At 63.6% G+C, this 13,156-nt stretch carries 10 protein-coding genes and 1 pseudogene; 2 read left to right on the plus strand and 9 right to left on the minus strand.

The window, feature by feature from the left end; all coding sequences use genetic code 11:
- Positions 1-33: 33 nt before the first annotated feature.
- From ABH924_RS14650 to ABH924_RS14690, 9 genes and pseudogenes are all read right to left on the minus strand, one after another.
- On the minus strand, positions 34-1,002 hold the full coding sequence (locus ABH924_RS14650) for a carbohydrate ABC transporter permease (RefSeq protein WP_404499868.1): 969 nt from the start codon (positions 1,000-1,002) through the stop codon (positions 34-36).
- A complete protein-coding gene (locus ABH924_RS14655; RefSeq protein ID WP_404499870.1) occupies positions 995-1,945 on the minus strand; it encodes a carbohydrate ABC transporter permease in 951 nt (316 codons plus the stop codon). The genes ABH924_RS14650 and ABH924_RS14655 overlap by 8 nt, the downstream gene beginning before the upstream one ends.
- The gene (locus tag ABH924_RS14660) at positions 1,942-3,264 is read right to left on the minus strand and encodes an extracellular solute-binding protein (protein WP_404499872.1); all 1,323 of its coding nucleotides are present in this window, start codon (positions 3,262-3,264) and stop codon (positions 1,942-1,944) included. Before ABH924_RS14660 ends, ABH924_RS14655 begins: the two co-directional genes overlap by 4 nt.
- Positions 3,265-3,521: 257 nt before the next feature.
- Positions 3,522-4,526 carry a LacI family DNA-binding transcriptional regulator gene (locus ABH924_RS14665; RefSeq protein WP_404499874.1) on the minus strand — a complete coding sequence of 335 codons (1,005 nt, stop codon included), beginning with the start codon at positions 4,524-4,526 and terminating at the stop codon, positions 3,522-3,524.
- 82 nt (positions 4,527-4,608) lie between these two features.
- Positions 4,609-5,226, minus strand: coding sequence for a DUF5666 domain-containing protein (locus ABH924_RS14670; RefSeq protein WP_404499876.1), 618 nt, complete (start codon positions 5,224-5,226; stop codon positions 4,609-4,611).
- Positions 5,227-5,411: 185 nt separating this feature from the next.
- Positions 5,412-6,920: an Asp-tRNA(Asn)/Glu-tRNA(Gln) amidotransferase subunit GatB gene (gene gatB / locus ABH924_RS14675; protein ID WP_234750787.1), complete on the minus strand. Its 1,509-nt coding sequence runs from the start codon at positions 6,918-6,920 to the stop codon at positions 5,412-5,414.
- Positions 6,920-8,485, minus strand: coding sequence for an Asp-tRNA(Asn)/Glu-tRNA(Gln) amidotransferase subunit GatA (gene gatA, locus ABH924_RS14680; protein ID WP_404499878.1), 1,566 nt, complete (start codon positions 8,483-8,485; stop codon positions 6,920-6,922). The genes gatB and gatA overlap by 1 nt, the downstream gene beginning before the upstream one ends.
- Before the next feature lie 4 nt (positions 8,486-8,489).
- Positions 8,490-8,786 (minus strand): Asp-tRNA(Asn)/Glu-tRNA(Gln) amidotransferase subunit GatC, encoded by a 297-nt coding sequence (gatC, locus tag ABH924_RS14685; RefSeq protein WP_404499880.1) that lies wholly within the window; start codon positions 8,784-8,786, stop codon positions 8,490-8,492.
- A 146-nt stretch (positions 8,787-8,932) separates the two neighbouring features.
- Positions 8,933-10,404 (minus strand): annotated as a pseudogene (locus ABH924_RS14690) (CitMHS family transporter).
- A 227-nt stretch (positions 10,405-10,631) separates the two neighbouring features.
- Between ABH924_RS14690 and ABH924_RS14695 the strand changes: the two are divergent.
- Together ABH924_RS14695 and ABH924_RS14700 are read left to right on the plus strand one after the other, a co-directional pair.
- Positions 10,632-12,428, plus strand: a complete 1,797-nt coding sequence (locus tag ABH924_RS14695) for an ATP-binding protein (RefSeq protein ID WP_404499882.1) — start codon at positions 10,632-10,634, stop codon at positions 12,426-12,428.
- Positions 12,425-13,099: a response regulator gene (locus tag ABH924_RS14700; RefSeq protein ID WP_404499884.1), complete on the plus strand. Its 675-nt coding sequence runs from the start codon at positions 12,425-12,427 to the stop codon at positions 13,097-13,099. The genes ABH924_RS14695 and ABH924_RS14700 overlap by 4 nt, the downstream gene beginning before the upstream one ends.
- Positions 13,100-13,156 lie beyond the last annotated feature (57 nt).

A 13,156-nucleotide genomic window follows, 5' to 3' on the forward strand; every position in this document is an offset into this window, starting at 1 on the left:
ACGTGGGTTGCTGCGTGGGTCTCTACTTGAGCTCTACTTGAGTCCGGAGCGGCCGATGCCCGCCATGACACGCTTCTGCATGAGCAGGAACATGATCAGGATCGGCGCCATGGCCATCAGCGATGCCGCCATGAGGATCGGGTAATTGTTGGCGTGCTCACCCTGGAGATTCGAAAGCCCGACACTTAACGGCGCGGCGTTCGCCGTCGACGTCACCACCAAAGGCCACAGGAGATCGTTCCAGGACCACAGCACGGTAATGATGACCAGTGCCCACAGACCGTTTGCCGCGAGGGGCAGCATGACCCGGAAGAAGATCTGGAACGGATTGGCACCGTCGAGCCGTGCCGCGTCTTCGAGTTCGTCCGGAAGCCCCATGAAGAACTGGCGCATCAGGAAAAGGCCGAAGGCGCTGAAGATGCCCGGAGCCACGATACCGGCGATGCTGTTCAGCCAACCCAGGTTTTGGATGATCTGGTACTGCGGGATCAGGAACAATTGCGACGGCACCATGATGATCGACAAGACAATGGCCAGGATGAGCCCTTTGAACCGGAAATGCATCCGCGCGAAGGCGTAGCCGGCCATGGAGCATAGGAGCACCTGGCCGATAACCCTGATGACAGTGATTGCTACCGTCACCCAGAGCTGTGAACCGAAATTCATGGAGGTGAAAACGTCCGCGAAGTTATGCCATTGGACCACGCCGGGCCACAGGGAGGGCGGCGTGCTTTGGACTTCGGCGTTCGTCGAAAGCGACATGACGATCTGGTACAGGAGCGGTGAGATCATGGCCAACCCGCCTATGCCCAGTACACAGTGTGCCAGGACGTTCGAGCCCTGCTTGCCGCCTTTGGCGCTGTGGCTCTTGGTGCCGCGGTTCTTGCCGTCGCGGCCCGCGGGTTCCGAGGGTTTGCCTCCGGCTTGGGAGGGCCTGGTTGCAGCCGCCCCGCCCCGTCGCGATTCGACACCGCTTTTTGTGGAGAGCAGCGATTCAGACATAGTTGACCCACCTCTTCTGGACACGGAATTGGAAAGCGGTCAGAAGAGCGATGATGACCAGGATCAGGATGCCGATGGCTGCGGCATAGCCCTTGTCGTTCTGCAGGAAGGCCTGGTTGTAGAAGATGTACACGAGGCTTTGCGTCTGCGGCATCGCCAGGTTGGCTTTGCCCATCATCACGTACAGGAGATCGAACAGCTGGAAGCCGCTGATCACGGTGACGATCGTGACGAAGAAGATGCTGGGCGTCAACAACGGAACGGTAATGCTGAAAAATTGGCGGACCCGGCTGGCCCCGTCCATTTCCGCGGCTTCGAAGAGCTCCCGCGGGATCTCGCGCAGTCCCGCGCTGATGATGATGAGGTTGAACCCCAGCGACATCCAAAGCCCCACGGTAGCCACGGCGAGCAGTGCGAACCCCGGCGTGGATGTCCAGTAGGGGCCCTGGATCCCGAACAAGCCCAGGAACCAGTTGATGGGTCCGAAGTCACCGTTGTAGATCAACCTCCACACGATCCCGACGGCGGCCGGCATGGTGATGTAGGGAATGAAGTACAGCGTCCGGTACAGGGTTGCGAAGCGCAGTCCGGGACGCTCGATCAACGACGCAAGAATGACCGCGATGGGAATCCCCAGCAGCACGACGACCGTATAGATCAGCGTATTGACGATTGACTGCGGAATAGTGGAATCCGCGAACATCCGCACATAGTTGTCCAGGCCGATGAACTTGGTTCCGCCGAAGACTCCCCACTTGGTGAAGCTGTAGTAGAACGTCTGGACGATCGGCCAAAGATAGAACACACCGATGCCCGCGACAGTAGGCACCACGAACAACCATGGCCACCAGCCATCCGACTTCGATTTTCCTTTACGGCGATCCCCTGTTGCTTGGGCGGCGCGGCCGCTTTTGGAGGCCGGCGTCAGGGTCTGGGCTTTCATGATTCTTTGGCCAGCGCGGCATTCATCTGGCTGGCAAGGTCCTTGGCGACGTCGGCAACCGGCTTGGTCCCGGCGAACGCCTGCGGCAGCAAGGTGTTCTCGAGTTCGTTCCAGGCGGCCGTGTTTACCGACGCCGGGTAGGGCGAAGCATCCTTGGCCAGCTCAAGGAAGACGCTGAGGTCAACAGAGGGAACAGACTTGACCCAGGCATCCTGCGTGCCGTTGAAGGCCGGAATGACGGTTCCGGTTTCAGCCTGGATCTTGGCGGCATCCTGGGTTCCCAGGAAGGCCACGAAGGCCTGCGCAGCGGCCGGGTTCTTCGCATTGGCGGGAATCACATTGGCTAGTCCGTGGATCACGCTCTGGTTGCTCTTCGGCCCCTTCGGGAGGCTGACAATGCCAAGATCGTCCCCAAGGGCCTTTTGGGCCGGTCCGACGGTCCAGGAGCCGTCCATGGTCATAGCCAATTTCCTGGACGTGAACATGTCACTCGAGGCTGTGTCCGTCAATTGCTGCATCGAGGGAGATACGCCGGATTCGATCAGGTCGCGCCAGAACTGGAGGCCGGCGATTGAGCCAGCCGAGTCGTATCCGGACTTCTTGCCGTCAGTCGAGATGACGGTACCGCCGGCTTCGATCATCGTGTTGTAGTAGCTGGTCTGGCCGCCCGTGAGGTCACCGGCATACCCGTAGACGCCCTTGCCCTGATAGAACTTGGACAGCTTGGTACCGGCGGATTTCACGTCGTCCCACGTCCAGTTGGACGTCGGCTCGGACACTCCGGCTTCCTTGAAGAGGGCCTTGTTGTAGAAGAGCGCGCTGGTATCGAAGTCCTTGGGGACCCCATAGAACGCCCCGTTGACGGTGTACAGATCGACCAACGCCTTGGGGTAATTGGCCGTATCCACTGCCTTGCCGGACACCAGGCCGTCCAGGGGCATCAGCTGGTTGTTTTGCGCGTAAAGCTTGATGTGCGGACCGTTCATCCAGAAAACGTCCGGCAGGGTGTTGCTGCTTGCCTGGGTTTGGATCTTCGTCCAGTAGGCCGAACCCTTCGACGGCGTGACGTCGATGGTGACCTTGATGTTCGGGTATTGCTTGTTGAATTCGGTCACGATTTTCTGCATCGCGGGCTTTTGTGCCGCGTCCCAGATGGCGTAGCTCAGCTCGGCGCTCAGGTCCTGGGCGGGAGCGGCGTAGGCGGCCTTGGCTGCGCTACCCCCGGCGGCACTGTTCCCGCCGCAGGCGGCGAGCGAAACGACGGCGGCGCCGGCCGCCGCAAAGGAAAGGAATGACCTGCGGGTCACGTTGTGGTTCATAAGAATTCTCCGATGTCTTGGTCAGAAGACCGACGGTCCTTCGGGGGCGGGCCCGCATTCGGCGAACAGCCAACCCAACTGGTGTTGTGCAGTTGATCACATCATGTTAATCGTTTAAAGGCAAGATTCAGAATGATCTTTCTTTAACTTTTACGGGCAGAAAACGTCATCAAAGTGCACGAAGGGCGAGTCGCCTGATCATCGCCCACGCGCCTCGGCATACCGAGGGTGCCGGGTTCACACCGAGGGTGCCGGGTTCACACCGAGGGCGCTGAGTCCCTCACGATAAGCTTCCAGGGGAATTCCAGAATGCCGGCGGGCGCGTCGGGATTCTCTGCCCGGTCGAGCAGGAATGCGGCCAAGCCATCGAAAAATCCCTCGGGACCAACAGTGGTCAACGACGGCGTCATGCGCTCGCCTTCAGTGGTGTTGCCGATACCGAGCACCTCAACGTCCTCGGGAATGCGAAGTTGCAGCCGTTGGGCCGCATGGATGGCGGCTATCGCCGCGAAATCGGTGGTCGCATAGATCGCGGTTGGACGGTCCGCCCGCTGCAGGAGCCGCAGCGCCGCATCGAAGGCGCTGAGCCCGTCGCGGTCATACGTTTCCACGTAGTCGTCCCGGTAATCCAAGCCGGCCTTGGCCAGGCCACGAGTGTAGGCGCCCAAGCGAATGTCCAAGGTGCTTGTCGAATGTGTTGAGGCGATCAGGCAACCTACCCGGTGGTGCCGCGCGGTGAGGTGATCCACTGCCTGTTCGCAAGACGAACCGGCCAAGGGCCGCACGACGTCGAATCCCTCGGGTTCCATGGTGTCGCTGAAAACCACCAAGCGCTGCAATCTCGCCGCCTGCGCCAGCAGTTCGGCGTCCCCGGGCTCTTCGGCGCCGTCGATGAACGTCACGTCCGCGTTTTGCCGTTTCAGTGCCACCCGCCAGTCGGTATCGGCCAGAATCATAGGCGTAATGCCACGTTGGGCAGCAGCCGTACCAACAGCGCGGCTGACATCCAGTGCCCACGGATCCGAGATCATGGTCAGCGACAACATGAGCAGGTTCGTTCGTCCTGTGCGGATCGCCCTTGCCGATTGGTTGGGGCGATATCCGAGGGCCAGGGCAGCCTCTTGAACCCGCAGTACGGTAGCGGGGGCCACCCCGGACCCGCTCCTGCTTCCGTCTTTGCCGCTCCTGCCTGAAAGCACGTAGGACACAGTCGCCGTCGAAACACCGGCTGCCGCCGCCACGGACTTGATCGTGGGGCGCATTCGTCTCCTTCTTGGCTAAGCCGCCGACCCTCGGGCGCGGTTCGGCGGTAGTAGCATCATAGCCAGACGACCGGGCGCCGGGTCAGGAAGAGACGCTCCCGTAGCCCAGCCGCCGTCCGCCACCATTGCGCGCTGCGGGCAAGGTACCCCCGATAATCCTTGTGGCCGTGACCGTGGTGCCGCTCTTCGTACCGGAGACTGCGACGGTGTCGCCCGCTTTCAGCTCGGTGGCCTTGATGGTCTGAAGCGATGGCTTCCGGCCTTGCGTGCCTGTTCCGGCGGCAGGGAACCTGACGATGGTGGTAGAAGATGTGATCGCATAGCTCTGCGTGAAGCCGTCATCGCTCTTCACGGAAATGCTCGAATCGCTGACGGACTGCACGGCGCCACGCTGCGTCACCAGGGTCGTGTAGGTGCCGTCGTTGTTCTTGACCGTGAACTCGCCGTGGATCCCCGGGCCCGCGAAGCCGCGTGGAAGTACGGGGAACGGCCGGGCCTTACCGGGCGACGGGGTAGCGGGCGAAGTAGCCCCGGGCGACGGGGTGGCAGGCGATGCCGTACTTGTCGGCGTCGCGCTCACCACGTACGCGGGGATGATCTGGCCGGCAGCCCAGACCGCGGCCACACCACCGCCGCTCAAGACGACGGCGATACCGCCGGCGATGAGGGCCTTGCGAAGCCCCGGAGTCATGGTGGACATGGCCGAATCCTTTCTCCGCTCCTCCCCGGGCCGGTAAGGGCGGGCAGCAAAGAACTGATGACTCCATCATGACCCTTGAAGCTGTGTGACGGCTGTGGATCCAGACACAACTAGGTCGCAGTTGTTGTCGTTTTGACGGCTCATAACGACATTAACTGCGACCTAGTTGGGTGAGGATGTGGGCCTTAGCCTTCGACGCCGAGCCTCTCCAGGATCAGCTCCTTGACGCGGCCAGCGTCGGCCTGCCCACGGGTGGCCTTCATGACTCCGCCGACGATCGCACCGATGGCCTGCAGCTTGCCGCTGCGGATCTTCTCCGCGACGTCGGGCTGGGCCGCCAGTGCGGCGTCGATCGCTTCCAGCAGGGGGCCGTCGTCGGACACGACGGCGAGGCCGCGCTTCTCGACGATCTCGGCCGGGGTGCCCTCGCCGGCGAGGACGCCGTCGAGCACCTGGGAAGCCATCTTGTTGTTGATCTTGCCGCCCTCGACGAGCTTGTTGAGCTCCACGATGGTTTCCGGCGTGACGCCGAGTTCGGAGGGATCGACGTCGGCTGTCTTGGCGCGTCCGACGATCTCGCCCATCCACCACTTGCGGGCCACGGAGGCGCTGGCACCGGCGGCGATGGTCTCCTCGATGGAGTCCATGACGCCGGCGTTCACGACGTCGCGGAACTCGAGGTCCGAATAGCCCCAGTCGGCCTGGAGCCGCTTGCGGCGGGCCGCGGGCGGCTCGGGCAGCGTGGCGCGCAGTTCCTCGACCCATTCGCGGGACGCGAGGACCGGAACGAGGTCCGGCTCCGGGAAGTAGCGGTAGTCGTCGGCGTCGGACTTTGCCCGGCCCGACGTCGTCGTGCGCGTGTCTTCGTGCCAGTGGCGCGTTTCCTGGATGACCGGCTCACCGGAGTCCAAAACGGCAGCGTGGCGCTGGATTTCGTAACGGACGGCGTGCTCGACGGCGCGCAGCGAGTTCACGTTCTTCGTCTCGGAACGGATGCCGAAACGTTCGCGGCCGTGCGGACGCAGCGAGACGTTGGCATCGCAACGGACGTTGCCGCGTTCCATCTTGGCGTCGGAAACGCCGAGGTTCTTGACGATTTCGCGCACTGCGGCAACGTAGGCCTTGGCGAGCTCGGGTGCCCGGCTGCCCGCGCCCTCGATCGGCTTGGTGACGATTTCCACGAGCGGAACACCGGAACGGTTGTAGTCCACCAGCGAGTAGTCGGCACCCTGGATGCGGCCCGTCGCACCACCCATGTGGGTCAGCTTGCCAGCGTCCTCTTCCATGTGTGCGCGCTCGATCTCGACGCGGAATACCGTGCCGTCCGAGAGTTCGATGTCCAGGTATCCGTCGTACGCGATGGGCTCGTCGTACTGGGACGTCTGGAAGTTCTTCGGGGTGTCCGGGTAGAAGTAGTTCTTCCGGGCGAAGCGGCAGTACTCGGCGATCTTGCAGTTCAGGGCAAGGCCGATCTTGATGGAGGACTCCACTGCCGTCTTGTTAACCACAGGCAGGACGCCGGGCATGCCCAGGTCCACCTCGTTGACGTTGGTGTTCGGCTCGTCGCCGAAGACGTTCGGGGCGGAAGAGAACATCTTGGTCTTGGTGTTGAGTTCCACGTGGACCTCGAAGCCAAGGACGGGATCGTACTTCTCCATGGCCTCTTCGAAGCTTAGGATGGCGTCGGTAGACATCAGTTGGAACCTCCGGCGGTGGTGGAGCTGGAACCGAGAACGGGCGCACGGTCCAGCAAGGGGCCGCCCCACTTCTCTTCGAGCAAGGATTCAAGGACGGCACCCACCCGGTACAGGCGGGCGTCCTCGCGGGCAGGCGCCAGCAGCTGGATGCCTACGGGCAGGCCGTCTTCGTCGGCCAGGCCGCCAGGCAGGGACAAGCCGGGGATACCGGCCATGTTCGCCGGGATGGTGGCGACGTCGTTGAGGTACATGGCCAGCGGATCGTCGAGCTTCTCCCCCAACTTGAAGGCTGTGGTGGGAGCCGTCGGCGAAATCAGGACGTCGGCCTGCGCGAAGGCGGCGTCGAAGTCACGCTGGATGAGCGTGCGGACCTTCTGCGCCGAACCGTAGTAGGCGTCGTAGTAGCCGGCGCTCAGGGCGTAGGTGCCCAGGATGATGCGGCGCTTGACCTCGTCGCCGAAACCGGCGGCGCGGGTAGCGGCCATGACGCGTTCGATCGTCATGGGGCCGTCCTCGGGCAGGACACGCAAGCCGTAGCGCACGCCGTCGAACTTGGCGAGGTTGCTGGAGACTTCGGACGGCATGATCAGGTAGTAGGCGCCCAGGGCGTACTTGAAGTTGGGGCAGGAAACCTCGACGATTTCCGCGCCGGCCTCCTTGAGCAGCTCAAGGGACTCGTTGAAACGGTTCTCGACGCCGGCCTGGTAGCCCTCGCCGTGGAGTTCCTTGATGATGCCGATCTTCATGCCCGTGACGTTGCCCGTCTTGGCTGCGGCAACGAGGGTGTCGAAGGGGTCCGTCAGCGAGGTGGAGTCGAAGGGGTCGTGGCCGCCGATGACTTCCTGCAGCAAGGCCGAGTCCAGCACGGTCCTCGAAACCGGGCCGATCTGGTCCAGCGAAGACGCCATGGCGATGGCGCCGTAACGGGAAACGGCACCGTACGTGGGCTTCATGCCGACCGTGCCGGTGACGGCGCCGGGCTGGCGGATGGATCCGCCGGTATCAGTGCCGAGGGCCAGCGGAGCTTCGAAAGCTGCGACGGCGGCCGCGGAGCCACCGCCCGAGCCGCCGGGAATGCGGTCCAGGTCCCACGGGTTGCGGGTGGGGCCGTAAGCCGAGTGTTCCGTGGAGGACCCCATGGCGAATTCGTCCAGGTTGGTCTTGCCAAGGATGGGCATCTTCGCTGCGCGCAGCTTCTTGATGACGGTGGCATCATAGGGGCTGTGCCAGCCCTCGAGGATCTTGGAACCGGCTGTGGTGGGCTGGCCAATGGTGACGATGAGGTCCTTGACGGCGATGGGTACGCCGGCGAGCTCGTGCAGCGCTTCGGCTTCAGCACCGCCGGCGGCGCGGACCGCGTCCACCTCGGCGGCGACGGCGAGCGCCTCTTCGGTGTTGACGTGCAAAAAAGCATGGATGCCATCAGCCCCGCCGTCTACAAGCGCAATTCGGTCCAGGTACGCCTGAGTGACCTCAACGGACGTGACCTCGCGCGCGGCCAGCTTGGCGGCGAGTTGTGCTGCGGACAGGCGGATGAGTTCGGAGTTGTTCAATTCAGTCATTCGCTTAGTCCTCATCCAGGATTGCCGGAACCTTGAAGCGGCCTTCGAAGGAATCCGGGGCCCCGGACAACGCCTGCTCGGCCGTAAACGTGTGGCCCACGACGTCTTCGCGGAACACGTTCGTCAACGGAATCGGGTGGGACGTAGCCGGGACATCGTCCCCGGCAGCTTCGCTGACGGACTTCACCGAATCCACGATGACGGCAAGTTCGCCGGCCATCCTGTCCAGCTCTTCGGCACTCATTTCAATGTGAGCCAGACGCGCAAGATGCGCGACGTCGTCACGGTTGATCGCAGCCATGGATCTCCCCTGCAAAGTTCAAATGGTTTTCCGGACTAGTCTACGTTGGTTGGACAACGAACAACGCGGGGTCACTTACGGCCCGTCCGGAGGTCCGGAATGGGCTGTAAGTGACCCCGCGTTGCCTGGCGCGGGTGGTCGGTTTGTTACCCGATGCCGATGGCTCCTGTCAGCATGCCTACTGCGAGCATGACGACTGAGATGACTGCCGTGCGCCACAGGACCTTCTTGTGGTGGTCTCCCAGTTCCACCTTGGCAAGGGAGACAAGAAGAAGGATCGCCGGGACCAGGGGGCTCTGGAGGTGGAAGGGCTGGCCGGTGATGGAGGCCCGGGCCATTTCTGCGCCGCTGATGCCGTAGTGAGCGGCAGTTTCGCTCAGGACCGGCAGGACGCCGAAGTAGAAGGCGTCGTTGCTCATGAAGAACGTCATCGGGATGCTGAGCAGGCCGGTGATGACTGCCATGAACGGACCCATCTCGGCGGGGATGATGTGGACCAGCCACGCCGACATTTCCTTGACCATGCCGGTGCCGTTGAGGACACCCGTCAGGACAGCCGCCGCCATGACCATGCTGACCACGGCCACGATGGACGGTGCGTGGGCCACCAGCTGCGCGCCCTGTTCCTTGACCTTGGGGAAGTTCACCAGCAGCGCGATGGCGGAACCCACCATGAAGACATACGGCAACGGCACAAGGTTGGCCACGAGCATGACCATGACAGCGACGGTCAGGCCGAGATTGAACCAGAAGAGCTTCGGGCGCAGGGTCTTGCGGTTTGGATCGAGTGCGGTGGCGGTCAAGCCGGTGTCGGCGAGGTCCACGAGGGTTTCGGTGCTTTCCAGGAGTCCGACGCCGGCGCCTCCACCGGTGCCAGGCCTAGCGGCGGTGCGGCCCGGGCCGAAACCGCGGCCCGAGGATCCGGCGCCAGTACCGCCGCGGTGCGTACCGCCGTCGAACACGTCACCGGCGTCGGCGACATCGCCCCAGATCTCGGGGGCCGTGGCGCGGAGGCGGTTGCGTTCCTGCAGGCCCAAGAGCCAGGAGAACACGAAGACGACGACGAGGCCCGCAATGAGGGACGGCACCATCGGAACAAACACGTCATTGACATCGATCTTGAGGGCGGTGGCCGCGCGGGCCGTTGGACCGCCCCACGGCAGGATGTTCATGGTGCCGTTGGCCAGGCCGGCCACGCAGGTCAGGACCACGGGGCTCATCTTCAACCGGAGGTAGACGGGCAGCATCGCCGCGGTGGTCAGGATGAAGGTCGTGGAGCCGTCGCCGTCGAGCGACACTGCGGCAGCGAGGATGGCGGTGCCCAGGACTACCTTGGCGGGGTCGTTGCCCAGCTTGCGGAGGATGAACTTCACCAGCGGATCGAACAAGCGACGTCGATCATGAGTCCGAAATACACGATCGCGAACATCAGGAGGGCGGCCGTGGACGTCATGGACTTCATCGAGTCCATCACCATGCTTCCGATGCCAAGACCGGAACCGGCAAACAGGCCGAAAATGGTAGGAACGATGATCAGCGCCAGAACGGGCGTCAACTTCTTTGTCATGATCAGGACCATGAACACCGCAATCATTGCGAATCCAAGCAATACCAGCACAGCCGGCTCCTTACTACAGTGAACGGCATCACGTCGATCTGATGCGCGATACAGAACGTATAGTGGCGGCGCTCACAGCGGGGTGTTTGTGGGATTTGATGGACATACTGCTGGTTGAGAGCATTTTGCTCATTGTGCTCAATGTTTCAATGGAGATGTAGACCTTGAAGTAAAGCGCCGCTGCTTGCCCCGCTCCAGCCGGCCGTTCCCCATCGGAAGGAGGCAGGATGCCTAGGCTTGCCCTGCGGTTCTCGACGCAGACACTGCTACTGCAGCTCGGCGTCGTCCTCCTGGTAGTGCTGCTGAGCGGCACCGTCCACGCGTGGCTCGTCTCTGGGCGGATCGGCACGCAGGCGGAAAACCAGGCGCTGACTTTGGCGCGAACGGTGGCCTCGGATCCGGTGATCCGTTCCCAGGTCGAAGCCATCAGCAAAGAGTCCGGAACCCCGCCCGCCACGGTTCTCGCGGCCGGGCCCATCCAAGCCGCTGCCGAGGCAGCCAGGAGCCGGACTGGTGCTTTGTTCGTGGTGGTCACCGACGAGACCGGCCTGCGGCTGGCGCACCCGGACCGAGCGCGGCTCGGCGAACGGGTCAGCACTGACCCCTCGGATGCCCTGTCCGGGAAGGAAGTCACCACCCGGAACACCGGAACCTTGGGACCGTCCGCGGGTGCCAAGGTTTCGGTGTACGCGCCGGGTTCCGCAGTGACTGTGGTGGGCGAGATCAGCGTCGGCTACTCCATGGAGTCTCTCGGCCAAAGCCTCGCCGAGGACATCGTCCCCATTGCGTTCACCGCCGCGGGCTCCCTGGTTGCCGGCGTCCTGGCGTCCTTCCTCCTCCGTCGTCGTTTGCAGCGCCTGACCCTGGGCCTCGAACCCGAAGAAATCAGCACCCTGGTACATGACCAGGTTGCCGTGCTTCAGGGCGTGGACGACGGCGTGATCGGCATTTCCGCCGATGGCCGCATCACGGTCTTCAATGCCGCGGCCCGACGACTGCTGGGCATGCCGGAAGCATCTGGACCCCCCGGCTCCCCCGCCACGGCGGGCACCGATGGACATGTCCTGACCGGCAACGATTGGGAAACGGCCGCGGTCCCTGCGCAGCTCAAGGCCCTCACTCAACCCTCAGCCCACGACGCCGAAGCCGTGGAAATCGTTGCGGGCGGCCGGGTCTTGGTTGCCAACGCCCGCAAGGCGCTGCACCGCAAGGAGGATCTCGGCTGGGTGGTCATGCTCAGGGATCGCACCGAGCTGCAGCAGCTGACACGCCAGCTCGACGCCGTCGGCACCATGTCCGCCGCGCTCCGGGCCCAACGCCACGAATTCGCGAACCAGCTCCATACGATCGCCGGCTTTATGAGCATCGGCCAACACGGCCAAGCCAAGGACTATCTCGCCAGGATCTCCGCCACCGGGCCGCTGAAGTTTCCCGTGCAGCAAGCCGAGCTCCTCCAGGATCCTTATCTGCAGGCGTTCGTCGGCGCGAAGAGCGTGGAAGCGGACGAGCGAGGGGTGGCGTTGCGGATCGGCCCGGAGACCCTGGTGCGGGAGCACGTCACCGAGCCGCAGGACGTCACCACGGTGCTAGGCAACCTGATCGACAACGCCGTCAACGCCGCCGTCGCCGGCTCTTCGATGCAACGCTGGGTGGAACTTGAACTGCTCGACGAACCGGGGCCCGACGGCGGCACACTGCACATCGTCGTCGCGGACTCCGGCGACGGCCTCGGCGGCGTCGAGCCCGAGAGGGTTTTCGTGGAAGGATTCACGACGGCGGAGGCCGCCGACGGCGGTACCGCCAGGGCAGGTGGGCAGGGACTCGGGCTCGCGTTGGTCCGGCAACTCGCCCGCCGTCGCGGTGGCGACGTGCGCGTCCTGGAAAGCGGCTCCCCCGGCGGCCCCGGCGCCGTCTTCACGGCCACGATGCCGAAGGTCACCGGCACGCCGGACGATGCCCCGCGAGCGGAACCCTACGCAGCAGCCGAACCACCCGCAGCCGAACGCAAGGAAGGACACCAGTGAGCGAAGACTTCAGGGTGTTGATTGTGGATGACGATTTCCACGTCGCCAAGCTCCATGCCGCCTACGTTGACTCCGTGGCCGGTTTCCTTGCCTTGGCCCCGATGGGATCCACGGCGCAGGCGCTGCAATCCGTCCATAGCCTTCGGCCGGATCTCGTGTTGCTGGACGTTTATCTGCCCGACGGTTCCGGCCTGGATCTGCTGGGGCAACTCGATGTGGATGCCATGATGCTGACCGCGGCCTCCGACGCCGCGTCCATCAGGACAGCCCTGCGCCGAGGGGCCTTGGCGTATCTGTTGAAACCGTTCACTGCTGAATCCCTGTCGCAGCAACTGCGTTCATATGCCAGATACCGGCGGATCCTCGGCCAGCAGCACGCTGTGGACCAGGACATGATCGAACGGGCCAAGCGGGCGCTCGTCGCCGGCGACGTGGCGCCGTCGGGAAAGCCGCGTTCGGCGACCGAAGCGTCCGTGCTGGAATACTTGGCAACGGGGGAACAATACTCGGCCACGGAAGTAGCTGAACGGGTGGGCGTCTCGCGCGCCACGGCGCAACGGTACCTGTCCTCGCTGGCCGATGATGGCGCCGTCGAGATCCAACTACGCTACGGCAGCACCGGCCGCCCGGAACATCGCTACGGCGTCCCCGCGCGGCTCTCCCCCAAGTAGTCCCCACCCAACTGACTCGCAGTAGATGCCGTTATGAGGCGTCAAAACGGCATCTAC

Origin of the sequence: Arthrobacter sp. GAS37, from assembly GCF_044908325.1 — a bacterium.
In the GTDB taxonomy this organism is placed as follows: domain Bacteria; phylum Actinomycetota; class Actinomycetes; order Actinomycetales; family Micrococcaceae; genus Arthrobacter; species Arthrobacter ramosus.

What these genes read in the sequence shown, in the direction of transcription:
- ABH924_RS14650 (WP_404499868.1), bottom strand. Translation starts at nt 1,002, where the DNA reads ATGTCTGAATCGCTGCTCTCCACAAAAAGCGGTGTCGAATCGCGACGG.
- ABH924_RS14655 (WP_404499870.1), bottom strand. Translation starts at nt 1,945, where the DNA reads ATGAAAGCCCAGACCCTGACGCCGGCCTCCAAAAGCGGCCGCGCCGCC.
- ABH924_RS14660 (WP_404499872.1), bottom strand. Translation starts at nt 3,264, where the DNA reads ATGAACCACAACGTGACCCGCAGGTCATTCCTTTCCTTTGCGGCGGCC.
- ABH924_RS14665 (WP_404499874.1), bottom strand. Translation starts at nt 4,526, where the DNA reads ATGCGCCCCACGATCAAGTCCGTGGCGGCGGCAGCCGGTGTTTCGACG.
- ABH924_RS14670 (WP_404499876.1), bottom strand. Translation starts at nt 5,226, where the DNA reads ATGTCCACCATGACTCCGGGGCTTCGCAAGGCCCTCATCGCCGGCGGT.
- gatB (WP_234750787.1), bottom strand. Translation starts at nt 6,920, where the DNA reads ATGTCTACCGACGCCATCCTAAGCTTCGAAGAGGCCATGGAGAAGTAC.
- gatA (WP_404499878.1), bottom strand. Translation starts at nt 8,485, where the DNA reads ATGACTGAATTGAACAACTCCGAACTCATCCGCCTGTCCGCAGCACAA.
- gatC (WP_404499880.1), bottom strand. Translation starts at nt 8,786, where the DNA reads ATGGCTGCGATCAACCGTGACGACGTCGCGCATCTTGCGCGTCTGGCT.
- ABH924_RS14695 (WP_404499882.1), top strand. Translation starts at nt 10,632, where the DNA reads ATGCCTAGGCTTGCCCTGCGGTTCTCGACGCAGACACTGCTACTGCAG.